General features: G+C 71.8%; 18 protein-coding genes and 1 riboswitch. Of the genes, 8 read left to right on the forward strand and 10 right to left on the reverse strand.

Features of this window, described 5'->3' with window-relative positions:
- Positions 1-43: 43 nt before the first annotated feature.
- From ACFWEE_RS06770 to ACFWEE_RS06780, 3 genes are all read right to left on the reverse strand, one after another.
- The gene (locus ACFWEE_RS06770; protein ID WP_386887023.1) at positions 44-1,576 is read right to left on the reverse strand and encodes a glycoside hydrolase family 43 protein; all 1,533 of its coding nucleotides are present in this window, start codon (positions 1,574-1,576) and stop codon (positions 44-46) included.
- Positions 1,577-1,757: 181 nt separating this feature from the next.
- Complete coding sequence (locus ACFWEE_RS06775) at positions 1,758-3,209, reverse strand: RICIN domain-containing protein (RefSeq protein ID WP_386887025.1); 1,452 nt, start codon at positions 3,207-3,209, stop codon at positions 1,758-1,760.
- A 45-nt stretch (positions 3,210-3,254) separates the two neighbouring features.
- Positions 3,255-4,667, reverse strand: a complete 1,413-nt coding sequence (locus ACFWEE_RS06780) for a pectinesterase family protein (protein ID WP_386887027.1) — start codon at positions 4,665-4,667, stop codon at positions 3,255-3,257.
- Between the two features lie 462 nt (positions 4,668-5,129).
- Here ACFWEE_RS06780 and ACFWEE_RS06785 point away from each other — a divergent pair, with 462 nt between their 5' ends.
- Positions 5,130-7,262, forward strand: a complete 2,133-nt coding sequence (locus ACFWEE_RS06785; protein WP_386887028.1) for a sigma-70 family RNA polymerase sigma factor — start codon at positions 5,130-5,132, stop codon at positions 7,260-7,262.
- Positions 7,263-7,356: 94 nt separating this feature from the next.
- Here ACFWEE_RS06785 and ACFWEE_RS06790 read toward each other — a convergent pair whose 3' ends face one another.
- The gene (locus ACFWEE_RS06790; protein WP_386887030.1) at positions 7,357-7,629 is read right to left on the reverse strand and encodes a hypothetical protein; all 273 of its coding nucleotides are present in this window, start codon (positions 7,627-7,629) and stop codon (positions 7,357-7,359) included.
- Positions 7,630-8,188: 559 nt separating this feature from the next.
- On the opposite strand from ACFWEE_RS06790, the gene ACFWEE_RS06795 reads away from it, so the two are divergent.
- The 5 genes from ACFWEE_RS06795 (at position 8,189) to ACFWEE_RS06815 (ending at position 13,957) form a co-directional block, all read left to right on the forward strand.
- The gene (locus ACFWEE_RS06795; RefSeq protein WP_386887031.1) at positions 8,189-8,515 is read left to right on the forward strand and encodes a plasmid stabilization protein; all 327 of its coding nucleotides are present in this window, start codon (positions 8,189-8,191) and stop codon (positions 8,513-8,515) included.
- Positions 8,516-8,639: 124 nt separating this feature from the next.
- Complete coding sequence (locus ACFWEE_RS06800; protein WP_386887032.1) at positions 8,640-9,107, forward strand: DUF5709 domain-containing protein; 468 nt, start codon at positions 8,640-8,642, stop codon at positions 9,105-9,107.
- Positions 9,108-9,479: 372 nt separating this feature from the next.
- Entirely contained in the window at positions 9,480-9,926 is a 447-nt protein-coding gene (locus ACFWEE_RS06805) for an SRPBCC family protein (protein ID WP_386887033.1), read from the forward strand.
- A gap of 119 nt (positions 9,927-10,045) precedes the next feature.
- A complete protein-coding gene (locus ACFWEE_RS06810) occupies positions 10,046-11,683 on the forward strand; it encodes a phytoene desaturase family protein (protein WP_386887035.1) in 1,638 nt (545 codons plus the stop codon).
- 264 nt (positions 11,684-11,947) lie between these two features.
- Complete coding sequence (locus ACFWEE_RS06815) at positions 11,948-13,957, forward strand: GxGYxYP domain-containing protein (RefSeq protein ID WP_386887037.1); 2,010 nt, start codon at positions 11,948-11,950, stop codon at positions 13,955-13,957.
- 109 nt (positions 13,958-14,066) lie between these two features.
- Here the strand turns inward: ACFWEE_RS06815 and ACFWEE_RS06820 are convergent, their stop codons facing one another.
- The 5 genes from ACFWEE_RS06820 to ACFWEE_RS06840 all read right to left on the reverse strand — a co-directional run bounded on the left by ACFWEE_RS06820 (position 14,067) and on the right by ACFWEE_RS06840 (position 20,403).
- Entirely contained in the window at positions 14,067-15,287 is a 1,221-nt protein-coding gene (locus ACFWEE_RS06820; RefSeq protein WP_386887038.1) for an MFS transporter, read from the reverse strand.
- A gap of 168 nt (positions 15,288-15,455) precedes the next feature.
- Positions 15,456-15,935 (reverse strand): RrF2 family transcriptional regulator, encoded by a 480-nt coding sequence (locus tag ACFWEE_RS06825; protein WP_386887040.1) that lies wholly within the window; start codon positions 15,933-15,935, stop codon positions 15,456-15,458.
- 421 nt (positions 15,936-16,356) lie between these two features.
- Positions 16,357-16,773, reverse strand: a complete 417-nt coding sequence (locus tag ACFWEE_RS06830; protein WP_386887042.1) for a DUF3224 domain-containing protein — start codon at positions 16,771-16,773, stop codon at positions 16,357-16,359.
- 257 nt (positions 16,774-17,030) lie between these two features.
- A complete protein-coding gene (locus ACFWEE_RS06835) occupies positions 17,031-18,704 on the reverse strand; it encodes a glycoside hydrolase family 27 protein (RefSeq protein WP_386887044.1) in 1,674 nt (557 codons plus the stop codon).
- A 283-nt stretch (positions 18,705-18,987) separates the two neighbouring features.
- Entirely contained in the window at positions 18,988-20,403 is a 1,416-nt protein-coding gene (locus tag ACFWEE_RS06840) for a purine-cytosine permease family protein (protein WP_386887046.1), read from the reverse strand.
- Positions 20,393-20,486: riboswitch (TPP riboswitch) on the reverse strand. It overlaps the preceding gene by 11 nt.
- A 251-nt stretch (positions 20,487-20,737) precedes the next feature.
- Here ACFWEE_RS06840 and ACFWEE_RS06845 point away from each other — a divergent pair.
- The gene (locus ACFWEE_RS06845; RefSeq protein ID WP_386887048.1) at positions 20,738-21,919 is read left to right on the forward strand and encodes a glycoside hydrolase family 76 protein; all 1,182 of its coding nucleotides are present in this window, start codon (positions 20,738-20,740) and stop codon (positions 21,917-21,919) included.
- Between the two features lie 356 nt (positions 21,920-22,275).
- Positions 22,276-24,051 (forward strand): RICIN domain-containing protein, encoded by a 1,776-nt coding sequence (locus ACFWEE_RS06850; protein ID WP_386887050.1) that lies wholly within the window; start codon positions 22,276-22,278, stop codon positions 24,049-24,051.
- A 64-nt stretch (positions 24,052-24,115) separates the two neighbouring features.
- Here ACFWEE_RS06850 and ACFWEE_RS06855 read toward each other — a convergent pair whose 3' ends face one another.
- Complete coding sequence (locus ACFWEE_RS06855; RefSeq protein WP_386887052.1) at positions 24,116-25,939, reverse strand: glycoside hydrolase family 2 protein; 1,824 nt, start codon at positions 25,937-25,939, stop codon at positions 24,116-24,118.
- Between the last annotated feature and the right edge of the window lie 65 nt (positions 25,940-26,004).

Raw genomic sequence — 26,004 nt, forward strand, 5'->3', positions numbered from 1 at the left:
GCCCGCGGGTGTGCGCGGGCCGGGGCCGGCTACGCGTACGGCGTCAGGCCGGGCTCAGCTCGAACCAGTCGAAGGCCGCGCTCCCCCGGGTCGCGTACATCCCGATGACCCGGCCGGTGAATCCGCCGGCCACCTCGGTGCTGAGGTAGCGGCCGTCCAGCTCGGCGAGGATCTCGAACTCCCCGTCCGCCGTCTCGTATCCGAGCCTCAGGGTGTCGGGGGCTCCGACGCGGAGACCGGCGCCGGCCTGCGGGCCGGCGCCGCGGACGGTGACGGTGGGCGGCAGGACGTCGGTGGTGGTCACGTCGATGCGCAAAGTCAACGGGCCTGCGGGTACGACTCGTTCGGCGACCGCCTGACGCAGCGGACCGATCCGGGCGATCGCGCGCACCGTGTCGCCCTCCCGCTCCACCTGGTAGTGGTGCGCCTCGTCGAGCCGAACGGCGAGGCCGCCCCGTCCGCCCTCGGCGACGTCGATACGGGTGCGCGCACCGCATTCCGGATCGCGCTGGCGCCGTCCCACGAACACGGCTCCGGGCCGGTCCAGCGCCTCGGCGCGGGAGTTCAGCACCAGGCACCCGGGCTTCGTGCCGAGGTCGACGGCTTCCGGGTCCTGGCGGCGCAGGGTCACCCAGCTAGGGGAGAGCACGGGGGCGTCGAAATCGTCGCGATCCGGCTCTTCCGGCCACGGGTGCGGGGTCAACTCGGGCCCCTGGGAGCGGATTTCGACGGGCCCCGGCAGGGGCCAGCCGTCCTCCCAGCGCACCGGGGCCAGGAAGGTCTCCCGCCCCATGCCGTGGAAGCCGGGGGTGTCGCCCCGGGGGCGGGTGCCGAGCAGCACCATCCACCAACTGCCGTCGTGGGCCTGCACGATGTCGCCGTGGCCGGTGTTCTGCACCGGGTGGTCCGTACTGCGGTGGGAGAGCACGGGGTTGTCCGGATGCGGTTCGAACGGCCCCGGAAGCGTGCGGGCGCGGGCCACGGAGAGGGCGTGCCCGCGTTCCGTGCCGCCCTCGGAGAGCAGCAGGTACCACCAGTCGCCGACGCGGTAGAGGTGCGGGCCTTCGGGGTACTGCAGTCCGGTCCCCGACCACATCTCCACGGTTTCGCCGAGCAGTTCGCCCGTCTCCGGGTCGATGCGCACCCCCTTGATCCCGTCGTGCGAGAACAGGCACCAGCAGGTGCCCTCCTCGTCCCAGGCCAGGTCGGGGTCGATGCCGGGAATCTTGACGGGTACGGGGTCCGACCAGGGGCCGGCCGGGTCGTCGGCGGTCACCAGTACGGTGCCGGCACCGCCGACCACGGTCGTGATCATCCAGAAGCGCCCGTCGTGGTGGCGCAGGGTGGGCGCGTACACCCCGGACGAGGAGGCGGCGGTGTCGGAGAGCTCCAACTGCGCGGGGCGGTCGAGGGCGTGGCCGATCAGCCGCCAGTGGGTGAGGTCGCGGCTGTGCCAGAGCGGCACACCTGGTACGTACTCGAAGCTGGACGTCGCCAGGTAGTAGTCCTCGCCCGCGCGGCAGATGCTCGGGTCCGGGCTGAAGCCGGGTATCACGGGGTTGTCGAAGTACGCCATGTCCATCCTCGGGTCGGGCCGTCGTGCGCGTCCTGCCAGGTCGTGGGGGTGGGGACGTGCGGTTGCTCTCCCGCATGGTGCCCCAGACCGTCGCCGGGCCCGCACCCGGCCCGGCCAGCCGCCCCCGCCGGACCCGGTGAACGGGTTCCGGCGGGGGCGGCCCGGGAGGACGCGGACGGGGTCAGCCGCCGATGGTGCTCTGCGGACCTGCGTACTCCTTGAGCAGGGCGGGCACGTCCTTCGCCGCGTCCAGGGTGTACGCGTAGTAGCTGCTCGGGGTGAAGGTCGTCCCGTTCGTCACCTGCTTGCCGGTGCAGTTGACCATGACGCTGCCCGACTGGGTCAGCGACGCCGCCGTGGTGTCGATGTTGAAGGGGTTGGCGACGTTCTCGAAGTAGCTGTTCTCGATGACGGTCTTCGAGGCGCCCCGGGACAGGTTTCCGTAGGACGTGACGTTCTGGAGGTAGTTGTTGTAGAGGTGGGCGAGGGCCACGTTGTCGATGCTGGGGTTGCGCTGGTTGGTGTCGTGGATCCAGTTGTGGTGGATGGTCATCCGGGCGGTGACGTTGTCGGTCCAGCCGATGCCGAGGGCCTTGTTCTCGGTGCCCATGACGTTCCAGGAGATGGTGAGGTAGCTGGTGTCCTTGCGGCTGTCGATGAGGCCGTCGTTCATCCGCTCGATGCGGTTGTGGTCGATCCAGATGTGGTCGGCCGTGTCCATCTGGATGCCGTCGTAGTCGTAGAGCTTGTCGTCCGGGTCGTCGTCGGTCATCTGCGCGTCGCGGATGGTGAGGTTGCGGATGACGACGTTGTGGACACCGGTGCCCAGGAAGAACCCGCCGTGCACGATCTCGCCCTTGGTGCCGACGCCGACGATGGTCTTGTCGGAGGTCACCGGGATCTCGTGGCCGTAGGGGTCCACGGTGATGGCGGCAGCGACCTTGATGACGTACGGGCTGGTGGAGGTGGCGTACTTGACCAGGTCGGCGTAGGTGGTCACGGTGACGGTGGAGCCGGCCGCGCCGCCCGTGGTGCCGCCGCCCGTGGAGGCGAAGCCGTCCGCCTTGTCCGACCAGGTCCGTCCGGTCGTGACGGGCTTGAAGGCCCACTGCTTGTTGGTGTTGGCGGTGCAGGTCTCCTGGATGATCGCGGTGCCGTTCGTGGTCGACGCACCCTCGTCACTGACGCACAGACCACTGTTGACGTTGACGATCTGGAACGTCCCCGAACCGCTCGCCACCAGCGTCCACGCCTGGTTCGTCTGACCCGCACAGCTGTACTGCTGCAACCGCGTCCCCGACACCGTCGAATAGCCCGGCACATCGACACACTTGCCGGAACTCACGTTCACCAGCCGGTACGCCCCCGAACCCGCCGACGTCAGCGTGAAGTTCTGCCAGGGCGAATCCGCCGTGCACCCCCACTGCTGCAACAACGCCCCGTTCGCCGCCGAAGCACCCGGCACATCGATGCACTTACCGCTCTTCGTCACCGCCAGCTGATACACCCCGCCCGTCGCCGGCAACGTCGCCGCCACAGCCGGCGACACCGCACCACCCACCACCAGCCCGCACACCGCGACCACGAACGCCGCGACCAACGCACCCAACCTGGTGCCGTTCCTGTTGAACATGGGTTCCCTCTTCTTTCGTTTCGACAAAGGAAGTTGCGGACCGGATCAGCGGACGGGGTTCCAGCCGTCGGCGCCCGCGAGGTACTTCTGCGGGGTGTAGTCGGCCGCCTGGGCGTCGGTGAGCTGCGGCCGGTTGGCGTTCACGGTGGCTCCGGCGCCGGTGTTGCGGTACTCGCGGAACCGGGCGTTCTGCCAGGTGCTCGTGGACATGTTCGTCCACGGCTGCGCGGTGGCGACGGCCGCCGAGAGCGTGCACTCGCGGTAGAGGACCTGGGCGTCCTGGCGCCACGGTCGGCCGAGTTGCGTGGTGTTGTTCACCGTGCTCGTGACGGTGGACCGGTAGAAGAGGAACCCGTAGGCACGCTCGGCGGGGGTGCTGGCCGCGGTGACGGGTCCGCCGGTGCTCCGCTTCTCGTGGATCCGGCTGGTGTCGAAGACCGCGACGCCACCGCCGTAGATGAAGTCCACCGTGCCTTCCACGTACGAATTCCACACGTAGGCACGGGCGTTGTTGTTGACCAGGAAGGTGTCCTGGTCACCGAGGAGACGTACGCCGTCCAGCAGGGCCCGGTCGGCGTCGAGGTAGAGCGCGAGCGCCTGGTCTCCGGTGTCGGAGCTGTTCTCGTCGAAGTCGTTCGACATCGTCAGGTTGGTCGCGGTGAAGTCGTGGCCGAGGGCGACCACCGTGGCGCTGCCCGAGGTGCCGTAGTCACCCGCGTTGCGGTTGCCGACGATCACCACGTCGTCGGGGGAGTCTCCGGTTCCCTGGAGCGTGATGTAGGGCTTGTTCGCGGGGATGGTCACGGCCTGCCGGTAGGTGCCCGGCTTGATGGTGATGACGACCCGGCCGGTGTTTCCCGCTGCGACCGCGTCGACCGCCGCCTGCACGGTGGTGTACGTGCCGGTTCCGTCGGCCGCGACGGTGGTGTGCGTGGTGGAGACGGGCTTGAAGGCCCACTGCTTGTTGGTGTTGGCGGTGCAGGTCTCCTGGATGATCGCGGTGCCGTTGGTCGTCGACGCACCCTCGTCACTGACGCACAGACCACTGTTGACGTTGACGATCTGGAACGTCCCCGAACCACTCGCCACCAGCGTCCACGCCTGGTTCGTCTGACCCGCACAGCTGTACTGCTGCAACCGCGTCCCCGACACCGTCGAATAGCCCGGCACATCGACACACTTGCCGGAACTCACGTTCACCAGCCGGTACGCCCCCGAACCCGCCGACGTCAGCGTGAAGTTCTGCCAGGGCGAATCCGCCGTGCACCCCCACTGCTGCAACAACGCCCCGTTCGCCGCCGAAGCACCCGGCACATCGATGCACTTACCGCTCTTCGTCACCGCCAGCTGATACACCCCGCCCGTCGCCGGCAACGTCGCCGCCACAGCCGGCGACACCGCACCACCCACCACCAGCCCGCACACCGCGAGCACGAACGCCGCGACCAACGCACCCAACCTGGGCGAGCTTCGGCGGCGCCGGTGTCCGTCGGCCGGACCGGGTCGTGCTGTGGGATCTCGCCTCATGCGCATGCTCCTTCGTGCGTGCGGCTCGTACGGCAGCGGGCCCGTCGCCCGGATGCCGGCCGCGGCCAAAGGAGCCGCAGCGACCTGGTAGATGCGTGGGGCGCGGGGGGATAACAGAAATCTCGCGGAAACTTTCCGGGAAAGAGCGGAGCTTCTCGCACCAGGCCCGGACGGGCCGCCTTCGGGACACGAGAGGCCGACCGGCGTCCGCGACCCGAACGGACCATCCACGATTCCTCAACGCGCCTTTCCCACATGCCTGTTCAGGAAGCGACCAGGCTCCGGCGTGTCCGGACGACGTCTCGAAATGGATCTTTACAGCCCACCGGCGCTGTGCCACGATGCGGGCTCTTGGCGTGATCGATCGGATGAATGACCGGTGGGGCGAAGACCATGGCAGAGCACCGGACCGACACCGAGGAAGATGTCGCAGCCCTCGCGTACGCCGCACGGGACGGCGACCGGCGGGCGACGGAGCGACTGGTCGCCCTGCATCTGCCGCTGGTCTACGGGATCGTCGGCCGGGCCCTGAACGGGCACGCCGACGCCGACGATCTCGTACAGGAGACCATGCTGCGGATCGTCCGCGGTCTGCCGAAGCTGCGCGAGCCCGACCGCTTCCGCTCGTGGGCGGTGGCCATCGCGTACCGCGAGATCCAGCAGTACCAGCGGCGGGCGGCGGGCGCGAACTCCACCCGCCGCGACGTCGAGAGCGTGCCCGACCCCCTGCCCGACTTCGCCGAGCGCACGGTCGCCGAACTCGCGCTGACCGGTCAGCGCCGCCACCTCGCCCGTGCGGCCCGTTGGCTCGACCCCACCGACCGGCAGGTGCTCGCCCTCTACTGGGAGGAGGCGTCGGGACGCCTCACCCGGTCCGAAGTCGCCGCCTCCCTCGGCCTCGACCGCCGGCACACGGCCGTACGGGTCCAGCGGATGAAGGACAGGCTGGAAGCGGCCCGCACCCTGGTGCACGCCCTGGCGGCCACCCCGCGCTGCCCGGGTCTGCTGTCCGAGGCCGGCGGGTGGGACGGGACGAGCAGCGCCCTGTGGCGCAAGCGCCTCACCCGCCACGTACGGGACTGCCCGCGGTGCCAGGCGCACGGGAGCGGCCTGGTCCCGCCGGAGAACCTGCTGCCCGGCATCGGGCTCGTCGCCGTACCGGCCGTACTGCTGGTCTGGCTCCGGGAAACCGCCGCCTCGGCGCTGTCCGCCGCCCCGTCGCTGTCGGCCCGGATGCGCGAGCCGCTCTCCGCGGCGGGCGCCAAGGCGAAGGCAGCAGCCGTGGCGGCAGCGGCGGCTGTCACCGTCGGGACCCTGGGCCTCCTGCTGTGGCAGTCCCCGGCTCCCCCGCCGTCGGCCGCTCCGACGCCCCGGGCCTCGGCGCCCGTGGGGGGCGGCGCCGCGCCCTCCCCGACGCCCGGCAACGACGTCGCCCCGCTGGAGCTCTACGTGGCACCGGACGGGTCGGACGACGGCGACGGGAGCCTCGCGCATCCGTTCGCCACGCTCGGCAAGGCGGTCGCCCGGGTGCGTCCGGGCGGGACGGTTCTGCTGCGGGGCGGCGTCTACCGTCCCACCGAAGGCGTGGAGATCACCACGGACGCGAGCGCGGGGCACCGCATCACCCTCACCAACTACCCCGGCGAACATCCGGTCGTGGACGCGTCCGGCGTCCCCCGGGCCTCCTGGGCGATCACCCAGACGGCCGACTACTGGACGGTTCGAGGGCTGGAGATCCACGGTTCCGCCAGCCACGCGTACGTCTGCCGGGGCTGCGCCCACACCGTCTTCCAGAGCCTCTCCTTCCACGACAACGCCGAGTCCGGTCTCACCCTCCGGGACAGCGGCACCGAGGCCGACTCCGTGCTCGACAGCGACTTCTACGCCAACCACGGCACCGACGACCACGGGCGCAGCGGTGTCGGGCTCGCCGTCAAGTTCGGTTCGGGTGCGGGCAATGTCGTGAGGGGCTGCCGCATGTACGACAACGCGAACGACGGCTTGGACCTGGGCGGGTTCACCAGCCCGGTGACGGTGGAGAGCAACTGGTCCTTCGGCAACGGTGTGAACCGGTGGGGCGACGCCGACTGGCAGGGCCACGGGAACGGGTTCACCCTCGGCGGCGGCAACACCCGGGCCTCCGTCCCCCATGTCGTACGGAACAACGCGGCCTGGGAGAACACCGGGCTGGGCTTCAACGACGAGGGCAACCCCGGCCGGATCTCGCTGACGCACAACACGGCCTACCGCAACGGCGTGGACGGCTTCCACCTCACCACCGCCGCCGCCGTGGCACGGGCCAACGCGGCGGTCGCGAACGGGCGGGACGCCGCGCTGGGCGACGGCGTGCGGTCCACCGGCAACACCTGGGACGGCGGAGGCGACGGAGCCGCGCCGTTCGCCTCGACCGGCCCGGACACGGCACGGGCGCCCCGGTCCGCCGATGGCGCGCTTCCCCGCACGGAGTTCCTGGCCCCGCGTGGTGGGAGCGGTGCGGCGCCGGGGGCGACGATGACGGTCTCCTGAACCCGGCCGCGGCCCGCCGCGGGACCGGCCCGCAGTGGGACGGTGGGACCGGCCCGCCGTGGGACCGGCCCGCGCGGGTGCGGGCGGAAGCGGGTCAGAAGGGCGCCGGGCCCTCTCCGCTGAGCCTGGCGTTGCCGCTCTCCGCGTCCATGTCGATCTGAGCCGTCCCCCGCCGGCCGTCCGGCATGAGGATCACGACCCCGCCACTCTGCACCGCCGGCCAGAAGGAGAATTGCAGGCCGTGGGCGTGGACCGTACCGGACCAGGGAGGGGCCGTGCCGCCGCCCCCGGCGCTCAGGACGGCCATGACGCGGGTCTCCTCGTCACCGAGGACGAGCGTGGCAGGGCCTTCGTAGATGCTGGTCATGAGATCAGCGTGCCCGGCGAGGCAGAAAAGACGCAGTCCCGGTGCGATGCACCCCCTACGCGCCGGGGGCGGGAAGACCGCTGCGGTGCTCGGGATCCCGCCGGTGCGTGGGGTGAGGCGCGCGAGCCGTATTCCACGCACCGGCGTCCTCAGCAGCATCCCCCGGCCCGGTGACTCCATGCGTACCGTCGATCACGGGACGAGGTGACCGGTGGCAGAGCGGCGCGCGTTATGGGCCCCGGGCGCGCATTACGCCTCTCCGGGCCCGTCTCACTCCCCCGCGCGCCGCTCTCTCCGGCTTCCGGACGGGGCGGGCGACCGCTCGCCGACCGGAGGACCGGCCACCGGCAGGGAGCTTCGGCCACCGACAGGGGGCCCGGCAACCGACAGGGGGCCCGGCCACCGACCCGGCGAGAGGCCCTTTCCGGGGCACCGTTGTTTAGTGGAAGCAGATCCCGGACACGCGGGTGAGCGTCCCGTCGCGAGGGCGCCCCCGTAACGGCCGGGCCGCCGACGGGGGCCTGACGCCCCAGGACGACGGGACGGAAAGGACTGAACCATGCCCGCAGGATCGAACGCGAAGCGCGAACGCCAGTACGAACACATCAAGGAGAGCCAGCAGGAGCGGGGCACCTCCGCGTCGCGCGCCGAGGAGATCGCCGCCAGGACGGTGAACAAGCAGCGAGCCCGGTCCGGCGAGTCGAAGACGGCGAGCAGGACGTCGACCGAGGACGAGAAGTCCGCCTACGAGCGCGGCGGCGAACGCTCCCACCGGGGCGCGCAGGGTCCGACACGGGACCAGCTCTACGCGGAGGCCAGGAAGAAGAACATCGACGGGCGCTCCGCCATGAACAAGGAGCAGTTGCGGAAGGCGCTCGGCCGCTGAGCCGGCCGCCCCCACCGTGGCAGGCAGCACGAGCGGCGCGGGACCGCGTCCCGCCGTCTCCCGTGCACCGGTGGCGGGCGGGTGCGTCGATGTCCATCCCCCCGGATACGCGAAGGAGCAGGCCATGCCGGAACAGGCGCGCGGCGACGACGTCTACCAGCCGCAGGAGGACGGTCAGGATCCGCCCAACGACGAGCTCGACATGGAGGACGCGCTCGGCGAACGGACCCTGGACGACCAGATGGAAGAGGGCTACTCCCCTCCCGAACGCCCCCTGGCGGTGGACAAGTACGGCACGACGGGGGCGGAGGAACGTCGCGGCGAGTCCCTCGACCAGCGGCTCGCCCAGGAGGTCGCCGACGTCGAACCGCCGGACGGTGACGGCATCGGCGACCTCGCGGAGGGTGAGGGCGAGCCGGAGGCCGGGATCGAGGGCGGGGCGCGGGCCGGCCGCCTCAGCCCGGCCGACGATCCGACCGGCCGGCACACGGACGTCTTCGCCGAGGACGTCGGCGTCGACGGCGGGGCCGCCTCGGCCGAAGAGGCCGCCGTGCACGTGGTCGACGAGGAGGACGGCGACACAGGCCGCTGACCGGGCCGGGGCGGTGCGCGTGGCCGCGGCACGGACCGCGGCCCGCGTGCCCCGGCCGGGCATGGCCGGACGCGGCCGGGCCTCCGGGTCTCGCCCGCAGGCGTGGCCGCCGCTCTGCGGGATCGCCGCGTGCGCGGTTGAATCGAGGGTGGGAGTACGGCCCCGGTCCGGTCCGCGGCCCGGGGCAGGCCGCCGAAGGTCATCAGGGCCAGGCCGATGAAGGACATCAGGGCCAGGCCGACGAAGGACCGGAGCCCACGAGGCGCGGAGGCCGCCGGAAGACCGGGGTCCGCCACCGCGACCGGGCGCGTGTTCGTGCGGGGTTCGTACACCGGCTGCGGCAGGCCCGGGCTCACCGACCCGAGGAGCATCATGGCTGTCCGTCATCACCTCATCGACCGGCCGCCGGCCGCGGTGTGGGACGTGCTGGAGGACCCGGCCCTCTACGGGGAGTGGGTGGTGGGGACCGACCGGTCCCGGCCGGAGGCCGGCGTGTGGCCGGAGGTGGGGTCCTCGATCACGTACGTCCTGCGCGTGGGCCCGAAGGAGCACACCGGGCGCACGGTGGTCCGTCGCATCGACAGGCCCGGCGCGCTGGAGCTGGAGGCGAGCGGCGGTCCCCTGGGATCGGCGCGCATCGCCTTCGACCTCCGCCCGTGGGGCGACAAGACCCTCCTCATCGTCGACGAGCACCCGCTGAAGGGTCTGGGAGCCACCCTGCACAATGCGCTGCTGGACGCGGTGCTCCAGATCCGCCACCGCAGCATGCTCACCCGGCTCGCCCGGCTGGTCGAGGAGAAGTCGCACCCACCGTCCTGACGGCCCCACCTTCGGGACGGCCCCGCCCCGAAGGCCCGGCGCGGCACGACGGCACGACCCGGCGCACCTACGCAGCACGGCGGGCACGGCACGGAAGCATCGCACCGAAGGGCGGCACTATGGTCGACGCGGTGGTCATCGGAAGCGGTCCCAACGGCCTGGTCGCGGCCAACGTACTGGCCGACGCGGGCTGGAGCGTCGAGGTCCTGGAGGAGCAGCCCGAACCCGGTGGCGCCGTCCGCAGCGACCGGCAGGTCCATCCCGAGTACGTCAGTGACATGTTCAGCTCGTTCTACCCTCTCGCGGCGGCGTCCCCCGTGCTGTCCGCCCTGGATCTGGGCAGGGAGGGCCTGCGCTGGGGCCACGCGCCGCACGTGCTCGCCCATCCGCTGCTCGACGGCAGCTGTGCGGTGCTGGACCGCGACCGGACGGTGACGGCGGACTTGCTGGACGGCTTCGCGCCCGGAGACGGCGAGAGCTGGCTCGGCCTCTGCCACGTCTGGGACCGGCTCGGGGACGGCATCGTCAAGGCCCTCTTCTCCCCGTTTCCCCCCGTCCTCGCCGGAGGCGTCCTGGCGGCACGGCTCCGGGCGGCGGGCGGGCTGCGGCTCGCCCGCAGTCTCGTACTTCCGGTGCGCAGGCTGGGCGACGAGGAGTTCCTGGGCGAGGGGGGCAGGGTGCTGCTGGCCGGCTGCGCGCTGCATGCGGATCTGGCACCCGAGGCGGCCGGCAGCGGTGGTTTCGGCTGGCTGATGGCGATGCTGGGGCAGCGCTACGGCTTCCCCGTGCCGGTCGGGGGCGCCGGGGCCCTGACCGAGGCGCTGGTGCGACGGCTGCGGTCGCGCGGCGGCGCCGTGCGGTGCGGGCAGCGGGTCACCGAGGTGGTCGTGCGGCAGGGCCGCGCCGTGGGCGTCCGTACGGCCTCCGGGGAGGGCGTTCCCGCCCGGCGGGCGGTGCTCGCGGACGTATCGGCGCCCAGCCTGTACACGTCGCTGGTCCCGGCGGAACACCTTCCGGCGCGGATCTTCGACGACATGCGGCGGTTCGAGTGGGACTTCGCCACGTTCAAGGTGGACTGGGCGCTGGACGGGCCCGTTCCGTGGAGCGTGCCGGCCGCCGCCCCGGCCGGCACGGTGCATCTGGCGGAGGGCGTGGACGAGTTGACCCGGTGGGCGGCGCAGATCGCCCGGGGCCTGATTCCCGACCGCCCGTTCCTCCTCTGCGGGCAGATGACCACCGCGGACGCGACGCGTTCACCGCTGGGCACCGAGTCCGCGTGGGCCTATACGCACGTGCCGCACCGGGTGAAGGCGGACGCCGGAGCGGACGGGCTCACGGGCGCCTGGGACGCCGGGGAGCGGGAGCGGATGGCGGACCGGGTGGAACGGCAGGTGGAGCGGTACGCCCCCGGGTTCCGCGACCGCGTCCGTGCCCGGCGGATACTGTCGCCGGTCGCGCTCGAAGCGGCGGACGGCAATCTCCGCAACGGCGCCATCAACGGCGGAACGGCCTCGATGCACCAGCAGTTGGTGTTCCGGCCGGTGCCGGGCACGGGCCGCCCCGAGACTCCGGTACAACGGCTGTACCTGGCCTCCGCGTCCGCCCATCCGGGCGGCGGGGTGCACGGCGCGCCCGGGGCCAACGCGGCCCGCGCCGCACTCCGTTCGGGGCGCGGCGGCAGCGCAGCACTGTCCGCCGCACAGCGTCTGCTGGCTCACCGCGGCCGGACGGGCGAAGCCGGCCGCCGGGCACCGTAGCGTCACGGCGTCCGGCCGGCGGCGGTCGGCCGCGTCCACCCAGGTGGTGACCGGCGGATCATGGCCGGACACCACCTGGTCCCCCTGGTCAGCTTTGCCGTGAAGTGGATCAAATGGGGGTGTGCCATGGGTCGTCACGTGCGCGCACCATGGACAACTCTCCGGCCCGGCACTACCTTCACCGATGATTTGACAACGATGTCACTTCAACTGACAACGTTGTCGCACCGTAGCCGCCCCCTCCCCAAGGAGCAGTGATCGCCGATGGTGTCCCGAAGAACTCTTCTGCAGGCGGGCGGAGCAGCTCTCGCGGCCGGTACTCCCGGGATCTTCTTCTCCCCTCGGGCCGGAGCGGCCGAAAAGCGTGCCGCAGCACGGCTGTTGCCGTCGTTCGGCCGGCCCTCCCGGCTCGACGTCGCCGATGTCGGCGCCCTCGACGGGAACGACCAGCTGCTCCTGACGACCCTTCAGGGAGTCGTCAACCGCCGCGATCCGCGCCTCTACTTCGACTTCGACGGCAGCGGAGTCGACTCCGACTGGCTCCCGAGCACCGGTGCCCGCGTCACCCGCCACGACCGGGCGCTGGACCTGGTCGCCCGCTACCGGGGCGAGATACGCGGCGCGGTCCTGCACGACCCCGCCGTGCCGGACTCGGTGAACGTGGCGACCACCCTGGCCGGTCTGGAGAACGCCGTCGCCGCCACCGCCGAGCAGGCCCGCGCGCACGGGCTGAAGACCGTGGCCGACCTGCGCGGCCGTTTCGACGCGGACGACGTACTCGCCACGTACCGCTGGCAGTTGGAGCATCTGTTCCCGCGCTGTACCCACACCCTGCTGGCCGGGCTGCCGCCGACGCGGACGGTGCAGACCCCGCGGGTGAGCTGGCGCGAGATCGCCCGGGAGAGCGGACGTATCCGTGATTCGTCGAACCGCCAGGTCCGCGCACTCGACATGAGCGCGGAACTCTCCGGCGGGGACGGTGTCTATCTGCGCTTCCAGGACTCGTTCGGCGACGACGGATGGGGCGCCTCGGTGGGTTCGGTCGTGGTGAAGGCGGACGGCCAGGTGATCGCCTCCTTCGTACCCGGTACGGCCGCCGAGGCACCGTTCCTCTTCGACGGTTCCCACTCCTCCATCGGCGGGGACGCCAACCGGTTCTCCGACGGCGGCGGTTACTTCATCTACCACTTCACTCCGCCGCCCGGCACCCGGCAGCTCATGGTCGAGGCCGATCTGTGGAACCAGTACCTGGTGTCCGCGACCGCCACCTCGCCCACCCGGGTCGAACCGTTCCCGTACTTCCGTGACTACGCCGTCGCGAGCCGGGCCATGGTCCTCTGGCTGCCTCCGTCCGGCGAGACCGGCGCACTCCTCGACGAGGTCTTCAGCCGGGTCGAGCCCACCACCCCGTACGCGGGCTGGTTCTCCAACGACGTGGCGGGCGAGTGGGGCGGCGTCGACCGCGCCTCCCAGCACGGCGTCGAAGTCGTGCCCGCGGACTTCTTCATGAACGGCACCGTGCACGCCGGGGTGTCCGCGAAGATCTCGGACCGGGTCCGTCCGAGGCCGAAGGCCCCACTCGCCAACCGCGTCTACCTCACCCTCACCTTCGGCGAGGGCGACAACGTCCAGTACTGCCAGCGCCACATGCGTACGATCTGGGACGACCCCGCGCGGGGCAGCGTGCCGCTCAACTGGACGGTCAGCCCGCTGCTCGCGGACATCGGCCCCGGCCTGCTCGCGTACTACCAGAACACCGCGACCGCCAACGACCTGCTCATCTCCGGTCCCTCCGGCGCCGGTTACACCTACCCGGGCTCCTGGCCCGCCGACGCCCTGGACGCCTACACCGAACTCACCGGTCGCTTCCTGCGGCGGACCGGCATGGACCTGGTGTACGCGTACAACCAGCGCAGCACGACCGGCGACGGGTGGATGCCGTTCGACGAACGGATCGCCGGCTCCTACCGGCGGAACACCCCGCTGCGTGGGGTCATCCAGTCCTGGGAGACCGGGGACCTGCGGACGCGGCCGGCCGGTCTGCCGGTGATCGGCAACTTCTTCCCGCAGGGGAAGGCCGCGGAGTACCGGGACGGGCTGCTGAAGCACGTCGAGGGCTGGGACGGTAGCGCTCCCCTGTTCGTCGCGGGCGCGATCAACGCCTGGAGCTGGACGCCGAGCGATGCCGCCGAACTCGTCGGGCTGCTCGGCTCCCCGTTCGAAGTGGTGCGCGGCGACACCTTCTTCGACCTGATGAACCGGGCCGGCCGGTGAGGCGGGCGGAGCGCGGTTCCCGGCGCTGACACGGGGAACCGCGCCCGGCGGTACGGGGCCTTGCCGTCACCGTGCGGTGACGGCAAGGCCCCGTGGGCACCGCGGTGGTTCAGCCGATGCGGGCCGCCGCGCGTGCGGTGATCCGAAGGAACAGCAGGGCGGCGATCGCGAGCACCGCCCCCAGGCCGCACACGAGGGTCGCCCCGTGCGGGAGCGTGATGCCGCCGAGCACGGTGCCGAGGCCGATGCCGAGGTAGATCCCGGAGGAGTTGAGGGATACCACCAACGGGGCTTCCTGCGGGGCGACTTCGATCAGCCGGTGCTGCTGGGCGGGTGTCTGGCACCAGCTGCTCGCCCCCCAGAGCAGGACGAGCACGCCGACCGGGAGCACCAGCGACACGTGCGCGGCGGCGATCCAGGCGAGCAGGCCGAGGGCGAGCACCATACCGATGTATCCACTGGTCAGGACCCGGACGGAACCCCAGCGGTCGGTGGCGTACCCGGACGCCAGATTGCCGAGGACGGCGCCCAGTCCGTACAGGAAGAGCATCCACAGGTCCGCGCTGTCCGGCACCCGCACCGCCCGCAGGACCGGAACGCTGTAGGCGTACGCGGTGTAGGCGGCGCCCATGCCGAGCACGGTGAGCGGCAGTACGGCGAGGACGGCGGGCCGGCGCAGCACGGTGAGCCGGGTACGCAGCGGCACGCGGGCGTTGCCGGGCAGGGCCGGCATGATCAGGCGCACGCCGAGGGCGAAGAGCAGGCACAGCCCGGACACGACGGACTGGGCGGTCCGCCAGCCCAGCCAGTGTTCGGCCAGGTTGCCCAGCGGCACTCCCAGCGCGGTCGCGGCGGTCAGGCCGCCGATGACCACGGCCATGGCCCGGGCCCGGAACTCGGGCCGTACGAGCACGGCGCTCACCGCCCCGGCGGTCGGCGTGTAGGCCGCAGCCCCGGCGGCGGCGACGATCCGGCTGACGAGCAGTACGGCCAGGTTCGGCGCCAGCGCCGACCCCACGTTGGCCAGGCCGAGGGTGATCAGCGCGGCGACCAGCAGGGCCCGGCGGGGCAGTCGGGCGGTCGCCGTGGCGAGGACGGGCGAGAGGAGGGCGTAGGCCGCCGCGAACACGGTGACGGACTGTCCGGCGGCGGTCGACGACACGTGCAGTTCTTCGGCCATCGACGGCAGGAACCCGGCGACGACGAAGGCGTCCGTGCCGACGGCGAGGGTGCCCAGGGCGAGCACCAGGGTGGACGACAGCCAACTCCGCTCCCCCGGCATCCTGCCGTCGGCCGGTCGCCGGCCGGATGCAATCGAGACACTGGACATCCAGATTCTCCTCATGAGTGGGTTCGTTCCACGGGTGCCGCACGGCCGGCCGCCGACGCGCACACCGGCGACGACGACGTCCACAGCCGACCGCCGACGCATGTGGCCGACCGCTGGTGGGCGCGGTCGGCCGATCACGGGCGTCGGGTCGGCCGATGGTGGGCGCGGTCAGCCGACGATGCGTGCGTAGTGGCGCCGGGCGCGTTCGGCGGCGGAGGGCGGGGCGGCGGCCATCATGTCCGCCAGCGTCTGCGCGGCGAGCTCGCGGCGCCAGGCCAGCTCGGCCCGGAGCATCGCCCCGGCGATGCCGCACGGCTGCTGGAACTCCCGGGCCGGGGTCTCCGCTCCCGCTCCGCGCTGCCGGATCTCGGTGCACTGGAAGAGGTCGTCCGGTCCGTCGACGGCGGCGACGACGTCCATGAGCGTGATCCGCTCGGGGCCCCGGGCCAGCCGGAACCCGCCCCGGGGTCCCGGGGTGGAGGTGAGGATGCCCGCCCGGTTCAAGGCCTGCAACTGCTTGTTGAGATAGGCCGGGGGCAGGTCGAACCAGACCGCGAGCTTCGCCGTCGACACCGCCTCGGCGTCCCCGAGCCACGCCAGCGTCAGGCAGCAGTGCAGCCCCCACTCGACTCCCGCACTCATCCGCATGACCCGGACACTACATGTCCAGTTTCCCGAGGGCGAGTTGTTCCGGGAAACCCGTCGTGTGCGCCGCATCGAGGGCCGAGGTGCGCATCGAGTCGAGACCGAAGGACGGTCCGGGTGAGGTCTTTGATCCAGATCAACGGGGCGCGCGGCAGGTGGAGGCCGACGAGGTGGTTTGCTGCCGCACCCCCCTTCGGGTACGTGCCGTACCTGCCGATGGGCGGATACGGCACGACGAACTCCCGCTCGTCCCTGGGCTGCGAACACCTTGGACCAGGCATCCGCGGCTGCCCCGGCACCGGCCGCTCTCAGCGGCCGGCCTACGAAGTCCGGCGCGAGGAGCGCCTCCAGGGCTGCCGGGTCCGGCCGTCGAAGGCCTCGTACCTGCGCAGGCCGACAGCCCTTGCTCCGTGCGCCTGGCCCGTCATCGACCCACTTGCAACGCGTAGTCGAACCAGATCCGATGCGTGCCGTCAGCCTCGACGGCCAGTCCTCCGGCACCGGAGATCCCGGCCAGTTCTCCCGTACCGCTCGTCGGCACGATGGTGAAGAACTCCGCTGTGCGATCGCTGCCGGACGTCGTCGCCGAGTGCACGAAGTTGAAGGCGCCGGCCCGGCCGCACAGCGAGCCTTCGAACGACTCCATGGCCACGTAGGTGCCCACGCCGGTCGTCTGGTCGTACGCCGCGGTGAACAGGGTTGCCGAGCGACCGGCGACAGCACCCTCGAAGTGCTTCTCCAACGTTGCGACACCCACCGGAAGCCCGGTGGACACAGCCGGGTCCGGCTTCAGCTCGGTCGGTACGAACGCTTTGACGGTGAACGTTCCTGTAGCTCTCATGGGACGACCGTATCGGTGCGGTCCGACATCGCTCTCCCTCCGGGCGGCCGAAGCTGAAGCGACTGGCCCGCGGCGCGGACGGCTGGGTGATCACGACTCGACACGCGCCCCTGGAGCGCGTGTCGAAAGTTCCGCCCGTCCCGCGACGCCGGCACGCACGCTCAGGTCCGGCAACCAGCCCGGAGGGACGCGCGGATCCGGCGTGCGCGCGGGACGCACACGCCGGGTCCGTCACCGGTTCCGGGCCGCGATTCGGCTCAGCCCAGACTCCACTGCAGGTTGGCCCCGCCGTTGCAGGTCCACAGCTCCAGCGCCGTTCCGTTGAGGTTCCCCGCGGGTTTGTCGCCGCCCGTGACATCGAGGCACAGGCCCGACTGGGAACCCGTGACCGTCCCGTCGGGGTTGAGCTTCCATTGCTGGTTGGCTCCGCCGTTGCACGTCCAGAGCTGCACGGCGGTGCCCGGTGCGGTCCTGTTGTCATCGGCGTCGACGCACGCCGACCCGCCGTAGAGGCGCAGTTCACCGGCTGCGGTGAGCGTCACGGCCTGGTTGGCCCCACCGTGGCAGTCCCAGATCTCGACCTTGGTGCCGGGCTCCGTACCGCCGCCTTCCACGTCGAGGCAGCGCTGGGAGGAGGCACCGATCAGCGGGTGGGTCGTACCGGTGCTGCTGCCGGAGCCGGAGGACACCCGGTACATCACCGTTCCGTGGGCGGGCACCGACGCACTGATCGTGCCACTCGTCGAGGAGACCGCCTTGGACCACAGGTTGGCGAGCCGGTAGGAGGACGCGGCGGGCAGCCCGGCGGCGGACGCGGTGGTGCTGACGGTCGCGGCGGAACCGTTCTCGTTGGTGAGGGTGACCGCGCGGTCGCCGCCCGCCAACTGCTTGGACATCACGACGAGTCCGCCGGAGGAGGAGACGACGGTGCCCTGCTTGCCCAGGGGGTCCTGGTCGACGGCGATGACGTCGGTGTTCTTGAGGATGGAGAGCGACGCCGGAGTCGCGGTGCGGACGTCGGTGCCGATGAGCAGGGGCGCCGCCATCTGCGCCCAGAGGCTGAAGTGGGTGCGGTATTCGGTGTCGCTCATCCCGCCGTTGCCGACTTCCAGCATGTCCGGGTCGTTCCATGCGCCGGGCGCGGCGTACTGCGCCAGCGGCTGGTTCTCGTGGGCGATGCCGATCATGGAGGACCACGAGTCGTTGATGTCGCCGGTGGTGCGCCAGGAGTTGCCGAGGGACGGCGCCCAGTTCCAGGGCTGGTTGGAGCCCCACTCGCAGATGCTGTAGAGGATCGGGCGGCCGGTGGCCTTCAGCGCGTCGCCCATCGCCTTGTACCGGGCCTGGGCGTCGACACCGGTGTTGTTGCAGTTGTCGTACTTGAGGTAGTCCACGCCCCAGGAGGCCCACAGGTCGGCGTCCTGCCGCTCGTGACCGAGGCCGCCGGGGAATCCGTTGTTCGCACAGGTCTTGGTGCCCGCGCTGGAGTAGAGGCCGAACTTCAGCCCCTTGGAGTGCACGTAGTCCGCGACGGCCTTGATGCCGTTCGGGAAGCGCGCCGGGTCGGCGACCAGGTTGCCCGACGCGTCCCGCGAGGGCAGCGCCCAGCAGTCGTCGAGGTTGACGTAGGTGTATCCCGCGGCCTTGAGGCCGGTGGAGACGAACGCGTCGGCGACGCCCTTGACCATCGCCTCGTCGAACTGCGCTCCGCAGCCGGTGGTGTTCCAGTTGTTGAAGCCCATCTGCGGTGTCCGGGCCAGGCCGTTCTCCACCGCCGCGGCATCCGGTGCGGCGGCCACGGCGGCGAGTTGCACACCGGCCGCGACTCCCGAGGTCAGGGCGGCGGCCCCGGCCAGACCACCGACGGCGAGCGTGAGGGATGCGGCCGAGGCCGTCAAACGGTGTCCGAAACTGTGCCGTTCACCGAACATGTGCGGCTCCTGGGGGATGGTTGACACACAACCCAACAAGGAAAGACGGAAACAACCACATCACATCGCTGTTACATGTACATGTCAATAGAACGGATGAAGCTCTCGCTGCCCTCCCGGCGCAGCGGCCGGCCACTTCCGGGGAGTCGGTGCGCGATGGCGCCCCGCACGCGATGAGCCGGACCGGTTCTCCGGGCCGGCAGCGGCGGTACTCCCCGCGGTGACGGCGCGGTCGGCAGCGGAGCACGCCGCGCCGCCGAGCGCGCCACCCGGCGGGCGGCCGTCAGGGACGGTGCCGCAGCCGCAGCGGGGCGTAGACCGCCAGCGCCGCGAGGAACGCCACCCCGTAGGCGAGGTCCGCTCCGTGCAAGGCCTCCGCCACGGGGCCGACGTACAGGCCGGTGCTCATGAACGGCACCGCCGCGGCAAAGGCGATCACGAAGGCGGTGAGCGCCGGCCACCAGGGCCGGTCGCGGGCGCTCTCGGCGGCGAGGTCGAACGGGGCGCCGCCGCGGTCCCTCTTCCTCGCCGCCCAGTCGACGGCCACGATCGCGACGAAGCCGGGGATCCAGTAGCCGACCAGGAGCAGCACGTTCTGGAAGCGTGCGGTGGTGTCGGCCGCGTGCATCCACAGGACGAGCGGGAAACCGAGCGCGGCGGCGAGCGCGGCGGCGACGGGGCGCGGCAGCCGCACCCCGATCGTCTGCAGAGCCAGCGAACCGCTGTAGTCGTTCATGGCGTTGCTGCACAGTGCGGCGAGCGCCACGGCGAGCAGACCGAACGCCCCGAGGGCGCCCCCGCCCAGAAGGGTGTCGATGCCCCGCGCGGTCTGATCGGTGAAGACGGACGCGCCCCACAGGCCGAGCGTCTGGACCGCCACGAAGGAGAAGCCGATGCCCAGCAGGGTGCACCAGAACATGCGGGGCCGGGAGGTACCGGCCGGAAGGTAGCGGCTGAAGTCGCTCGCGTACGGCGCCCACGACAGCGACAGGCTCAGCGCGATCGTGAACGTCAGGACGAAGGCCCCCGCCCGGTCGCCGCCGTGCGCGGCACCGGAGGCCGCGGGGTGGACACCGTCCAGCAGTTTGACGGCCAGCACGGCGAAGGCGGCGGCCAGGAGGAACGTCATCACGGTCTGGAGCCGGTGGATCGCCTCGTACCCCAGCACCCCCAGCCCGCCCTGGGCGGCCATCATCACCAGGACGCCCAGCCAGAACGGCCAGCCGCACAACTGGGCCAGCGCGTCCCCGCCGAACAGCCCGACGAGCGCGTCCCAGGCGATCGACGAGAGCCACTGCAAAGCCCCCGGCAGCACGACCGCGCGACCGAACGCCAGCCGTGCGAGTGGCAGTTGGCCGACCCCTGTCCGACTTCCCCAGGTGCCGAGGTACGCGGTGGGCGCCGCCCCGACGAACGTGCCGAGGACGACGGCGATGAGCGCCGTCGTGAAGTCCAGGCCCAGCGCGACGCCGACGGTGCCGGTGAAGACGCCGGTCATGGTCAGGTTGGGGGCGAACCAGACGGTGAACAGCCGTCCGGGGCCGCCGTAACGCCGGTCCTCGGGCACGGGGGCTATCCCGTGCGTCTCGATCCGCAGATCGCCGGGGGCGGTCGGCATGCGCCCCCCGAAGGTGGTTCGCGAGGCCGGAGCCTTCCGCTCCGCGACCGCGTGGTCGTTCTGCGCACACGGCATCGCCATGAGACATCCCTCCGCCAGTACGAGCTGGTTCAGGTTCGACGGGTGTGATCTCAGCCCCGCGCGGGGCACCCCGTGTCCGGTTTCGGCGGTCAGGATAGCCGTACGGCGGCCAGGGGCAGGTCAGCGGGGGTGACCGGAGCGCCGCCCCGGGGTGCGATCCCGGCGAGGGAGCCGAGGGGGAGGCGGGGGCTCGCGGGGGCTCGCGGGGCGGGAACGATCTCCGTCCGCCCTTTTCCGTCCTGGCCGTTGACGTCCCCGCACCCCGGTAACAACGTTGTCGCGCACTGTCGGACACCCCGCACCCTGCGTCGCACCCCGAACAGGAGAGTTCCGTATGCGCTGGTCCCCCTCACGCCGTCAGGTCCTCGGCGCCTCTCTGGCCGCCCTGGCCGCCGTACCGGCGACCGCTGCCGCCGCGTCCGCGGCACCGGCCCCGGCCGGTGGCCGGTCCCCCTCGCTCTCCCGTGCGCGCGTCACCTACGGCGCTCTGGAGAAGTACTTCGACACGGCGGACGGCACCGGGCTCGTGCGCGAGCAGTACCCGGTCGCCGTCGACGACCGCCCGTACTCCTACGAATGGCCGCTGTCCCAGGTCCATGTCGCCGCTCTCGACCTGGCCTTCGTGGACCCGGGCCACGCACCGGCTCTGGCCACCCGCGCCAGGGCGCAGGAGCTGTACTGGAACGCGGCGGGCGGCACCACGGGCCTCGCCGGCTACGACTCCTACCCGGTCGCGCCCCACGGTGGCGGCGGCGACATGTTCTACGACGACAACGAGTGGGTGGGACTGGCCAAGGCCCAATCGCATCTGCAGACCGGGGACCGCGCCGCGCTCCGCCGCGCGGAGGAGATCTTCGCGCTCGTCGAGTCGGGCTGGGACTCCGACGCCGAACACCCCGCCCCCGGCGGGGTGTTCTGGACCCAGGCCGACTGGAACCACTGCCGCAACACGGTCTCGAACATGCCCGGCGCCCAACTCGGCCTGCGCCTGCACCAGATCACCGGCACGTCCCGCTACCTCGCGTCGTCCAGGCGCTTCTACGACTGGACCAACACCCACCTGCGGACCCCCGAAGGCCTCTACTGGGACAACCTGGACCTCACCGGCGCGGTGGACCGGACCATCTGGTCCTACAACCAGGGCGTCCCCGTCGGCGTCGGTGTCCTGCTGTACGGGGCGACTCGCGACCGCGCGTACCTGGGCCAGGCCCGGCGCACGGCCGAGGCCGCGTACAGGCACTTCGTGACCGAGGGCAGGCTGCTGGGCCAGCCCGTCTTCTTCAACTCGATCTTCTTCAAGAACCTGTTGCTGCTGGAGTCGGTGACGGGCGGGTCCGTCTACCGGCGGGCCATGGCCGACTACGCGGACCACATCTGGTCCGAACAGCGGGACAGCGCGACCGGCTTGATGCACTTCGACGACAGCGGGACCACCCAGGCCATCGAGCAGGCCGCCGCCGTACAGATCTTCGCGGTGCTCGCCTGGCCGCGTGGCGCCTGGCGGACGTTGTACTGAGCCCCGGTCAGCCCGGCCGGACATCCGCACGGTTTCGGCACCGTGCGGTTTCCGCATCCGTGCGGTCGGCTTCGGCCTCGCCCGTACCGTCGCTGATTCCGGCAGGACCGCGACGGACGGACCGGCGCTCCCTCGACCGGCGCACCGTGGACCGGCGCACCGTGGACCGGCGCTCCCGTGACCGGCGGCGCTCCCCGCTCGGAACGCCCTGTTCGGTACTTCCTGTTTACATCGATGTACATACCGCCCTACTGTGACGCGCACGGTCGGACACGACCTGACTCCGAAGAGACGACAGCCGCGGCCCGCACCCGTGGTCCGCCCTGTCGCGCCCCGTGCCTTCAGGAAGGAAACCCGTGCTCTTCTTACGTCGACCGTCCCGCTCCGCTCCCCCTTCGTCAGTCGACGAGCCGCCTCGCCCGGCCCCCACGACCCGCGGTCGCCGTGCCGTACGGCCGGTACGTGCCGCGCTGACGGCCGCAGCCGCGGTGCTGAGCCTGTCGCTCGCACCGGTCGGCACGTCGGCCGCGGCGACGCCGGTACCCGCCGCCGCCTCCTCCTCGCTCCCGGGTTCCGCCGGGACCCAGGCCGCCTCCCTCGCGGCCACCGGAACGCCCCTGGGCAGCGGTACCGGCCTCTACCCCCGGGCCATCCGTCTCGAACACAGCGGCGCCGCCAACGGCCGGGTGCTCGCGAGCGTCGTGTCCTTCGACGGCAACAACGGCATCGGCGCCATCCACGAGAGCACCGACGCCGGAGCCACCTTCCGGCAGGTGGGCAGGATCGCCGACCCGGAGTCCGCGAACGGACAGGGCCTGTGCTGCTCCACCCTGTTCGAACTTCCCCGGCAGGTCGGAGCGCTGCCCGCCGGTACGCTGCTGTGGGCCTCCTCGGCCGGGCAGGACGAGGCCAACCGGCGGATGGACCTGCGTGTCTGGCGCAGCAACGACGTGGGCCGCACCTGGTCCCACCTGTCCTCCTGCGCCACCGCGACCGGGACGAGTGGGCTGTGGGAGCCCGAGTTCTCCGTGGCCGCCGACGGCGCGCTCGTCTGCCACTACTCCGACGAGACGGATCCGGCCCACTCCCAGAAGCTCGTCGCCGTGCGCAGCTACGACGGGATCCACTGGCAGGACCGCCGCGACACGGTGGCCAGTTCCTGGCAACCGGACCGGCCTGGCATGCCCGTGGTGCGCGCGTTGCCGAACGGCACGTACCTGATGAGCTACGAGATCTGCAATCCGGGCGGGCAGTACCAGTGCGTGGTGCACTACCGCACCTCTCCCGACGGCTGGGACTGGGGTTCGCCCACCTTCCTCGGGTACCGCCCGGAGACGGTGGACGGCAAGTACTTCCGCGCCGCGCCCACCCTGGCCTGGGCGCCCGCGCCGGGCGGTGGCCCGAACGGCCGGCTCCTGCTCGTCGGCCAGCAGCTCCTCAACCGTGACGGGACGCCCGCGGCGGACAGCGGGCGCACCATCCTGGCTAACACGGAGAACGGCACGGGTCCGTGGTACGAGATCGAGGCCCCGGTGCGGGTCGCCTCCCCGACCGCGACGTACTGCCCGAACTACAGCTCGCCGCTGCTGCCTTCCGCCGACGGGCGCACGGTGCTGCAGATCGCGACGGACTGGGACGGCTCCGTCTGCCGCCCGTACGTGGCGAGCGGTCCGCTCACCGGCAGCGGGGACGCGGCCGGTGTCGTGGACGGGGCGGTGTACCGGCTGGTGAACGCCAACAGCGGACACTGCCTGGACGTGGCCGGTGATTCCCGTGCCGCGGGTGGGAACGTCCAGCAGTGGACCTGCAACGGCCTGGGTCCGCAGGAGTGGACCGTGCGGGCGCACGGCGCCGGATTCTTCACGCTCACCGCTCGCAACAGCGGCTACTGCCTGGACGTGGAGAACGGTTCCGCCACCGCCGGTGCGAATGTCCGCCAGTGGTACTGCAACGCGCTGGCGGCGCAGGACTGGCGGCTGGAGAACGCCGGGCGCGGCTACTACCGCCTCGTGGTGAGGTCCGCCGGTCAGTGCCTGGACGTCGCCCAGGGCTCGCGTACGGCGGGGGCGAACGTCCAGCAGTGGACGTGCAACGGCCAGCAGCCGCAGCTCTGGCAGCTCCAGCGGGTCTGAGACCGGGGCCGTGTCCAGCGGGTGCCCGGCCGTGGAGGGCCGGGCACCCGCTGATCCGTGGCCGTCAGTCCGCGTCGGGTCCTTCGATCGCGGCGGGCCGCAGCTGGGCCTCCCGGATGCGGGCGATGTCGAGCTTGGTGCCGCGGTCGAAGCGGTAGACGCCGTTCTGTTCCTGGAACACGTCGGTCAACTGGGTGTAGCAGTAGCCGAACATGTCCGGGTCCTCCAGCAGCACGCCGGTGAGGCCGGCGAAGCGGTCGTGGAACTCGTCCTCGGTGCGCACCCGGTCGCCGTAGCCCCAGGAGACCGTGCGGTCGCTGCCGGACTGCTCGGCGGCGGCCTCGGGGTCCCACCAGATGCCGCCGAACTCGCTGACGAAGTAGGGCTGGCCCCGGTAGGGCTGGGAGTAGGCGGCGCCGTTCTCGTACGCGTTGACGAAGGGCTCGCCCTTGGCGAGTCCGGAGACGAGCTGCCGGAAGGCGGCGGGGTCCTGTTCGTAGGTGTGGGAGTCGTAGATGTCGGTCTCCAGGACCCGGTGGGAGTAGCCGGAGGCGTCGATCACCGGGCGGGAGGTGTCCATGGCCTTGGTGGCGAGAAACATCGCCCGGGTCACGTCGTCGAGCTGGGTGATGCGGTCGTGGAGCTTCTGGTAGGTCTCGTTCAGTGGGCACCAGCCGACGATCGAGGGGTGGGAGTAGTCGCGTTCGACGGCTTCGAGCCACTGCGCGACGAAGGAGGCGTCGGGGCGCTGGTTGTCGCCGGAGGAGCCGCCGACCTCGCAGCCCCAGTCGCCGAACTCGCCCCAGACGAGGTATCCGAGCCGGTCGGCGTGGTAGAGGAAGCGTTCCTCGAAGACCTTCTGGTGCAGCCGGGCCCCGTTGAAGCCGGCCTCCATCGCGAGCTCGATGTCGCGGACGAGGGCTTCGTCGGAGGGGGCGGTCATCAGCCCGTCCGGGTACCAGCCCTGGTCGAGGACGAGGCGCTGGAAGCGGGGGCGGCCGTTGAGGAGCACGGCCTTGCCGCGGACGGCGACGGCGCGCAGACCCGCGTAGCTCCCGACCGCGTCGACCGTCTCGCCCTCCCCGTCGAGGAGTTCGAACCGCAGGTCGTAGAGGAAGGGGTCCTCGGGGCTCCACTCGCGGCGCCGGCCCTCCGGGAGCGCGAGGTGCAGCCGGGGCGCGAGGTCGAGGTCGGCGCGCACCTCGGCGCGGCAGACCTCGCCCGCTCCGTCGCTGACGACGGCGCGTACGCGGTGGCCGGGGCGGTTGGCCGACAGGGGCAGTTCGACGGCGAAGGCGGCACCGGCCAGGTCGGGGGTGATGCGGGGGCGCCGCAGATGGGCGTCGGGGACGGGCTCGGCCCAGACGGTCTGCCAGATGCCGGTGGTGCGGGTGTAGTTGCAGTCGTGGTTGGCGTATTGGATCGCCTGCTTGCCGCGGGCCTGGGGGCCGGACTTCGGGTCGCGGGCGCGAACGGTGACCTCCACCTCCCGCCCGGCCGGGGCGAGTTCACCGAGGTCCGCGGTGAAGGGGGTGAAGCCGCCCCGGTGGCGCACCACTTCGGTGCCGTCCACCCAGACGGTGGTGTCGTGGTCGACGGCTCCGAAGTGCAGCAGCACGCGGCGGCCCGCCCACGCGGCGGGCGGGGTGAACCGGCGCCGGTACCAGACGGCTTCGAGGAAGTCGGTGTCGCCGACGCCTGAGAGCTCGGACTCGGGGGCGAAGGGTACGAGGATCTCACCGGTGAGGTCGCGGTCGAGGAGTCCTCGTTCGAGGCCGCTGTCCCCCTGGTCGGTCTCGAACTGCCAGGTCCCGTTGAGGTTGAGCCAGTCGCGGCGGACGAACTGCGGTCGCGGGTACTCCGGACGGGGGACGGAGGGGGTGTGCACAGAGACTCCAGTCGGATGGTGGTGGGGACCGGACACCGCGCGGGGCGTCCGGCGGATACGGATGG

The organism is Streptomyces sp. NPDC060184 (genome assembly GCF_042728795.1).
Lineage (GTDB): Bacteria > Actinomycetota > Actinomycetes > Streptomycetales > Streptomycetaceae > Streptomyces.

Bases quoted from the DNA above. Each gene is read 5' to 3' on its own strand.
- ACFWEE_RS06770 (WP_386887023.1), bottom strand. From the start codon at position 1,576: ATGGCGTACTTCGACAACCCCGTGATACCCGGCTTCAGCCCGGACCCG.
- ACFWEE_RS06775 (WP_386887025.1), bottom strand. From the start codon at position 3,209: ATGTTCAACAGGAACGGCACCAGGTTGGGTGCGTTGGTCGCGGCGTTC.
- ACFWEE_RS06785 (WP_386887028.1), top strand. From the start codon at position 5,130: ATGGCAGAGCACCGGACCGACACCGAGGAAGATGTCGCAGCCCTCGCG.
- ACFWEE_RS06790 (WP_386887030.1), bottom strand. From the start codon at position 7,629: ATGACCAGCATCTACGAAGGCCCTGCCACGCTCGTCCTCGGTGACGAG.
- ACFWEE_RS06795 (WP_386887031.1), top strand. From the start codon at position 8,189: ATGCCCGCAGGATCGAACGCGAAGCGCGAACGCCAGTACGAACACATC.
- ACFWEE_RS06800 (WP_386887032.1), top strand. From the start codon at position 8,640: ATGCCGGAACAGGCGCGCGGCGACGACGTCTACCAGCCGCAGGAGGAC.
- ACFWEE_RS06805 (WP_386887033.1), top strand. From the start codon at position 9,480: ATGGCTGTCCGTCATCACCTCATCGACCGGCCGCCGGCCGCGGTGTGG.
- ACFWEE_RS06810 (WP_386887035.1), top strand. From the start codon at position 10,046: ATGGTCGACGCGGTGGTCATCGGAAGCGGTCCCAACGGCCTGGTCGCG.
- ACFWEE_RS06815 (WP_386887037.1), top strand. From the start codon at position 11,948: ATGGTGTCCCGAAGAACTCTTCTGCAGGCGGGCGGAGCAGCTCTCGCG.
- ACFWEE_RS06820 (WP_386887038.1), bottom strand. From the start codon at position 15,287: ATGTCCAGTGTCTCGATTGCATCCGGCCGGCGACCGGCCGACGGCAGG.
- ACFWEE_RS06825 (WP_386887040.1), bottom strand. From the start codon at position 15,935: ATGCGGATGAGTGCGGGAGTCGAGTGGGGGCTGCACTGCTGCCTGACG.
- ACFWEE_RS06830 (WP_386887042.1), bottom strand. From the start codon at position 16,773: ATGAGAGCTACAGGAACGTTCACCGTCAAAGCGTTCGTACCGACCGAG.
- ACFWEE_RS06835 (WP_386887044.1), bottom strand. From the start codon at position 18,704: ATGTTCGGTGAACGGCACAGTTTCGGACACCGTTTGACGGCCTCGGCC.
- ACFWEE_RS06840 (WP_386887046.1), bottom strand. From the start codon at position 20,403: ATGGCGATGCCGTGTGCGCAGAACGACCACGCGGTCGCGGAGCGGAAG.
- ACFWEE_RS06845 (WP_386887048.1), top strand. From the start codon at position 20,738: ATGCGCTGGTCCCCCTCACGCCGTCAGGTCCTCGGCGCCTCTCTGGCC.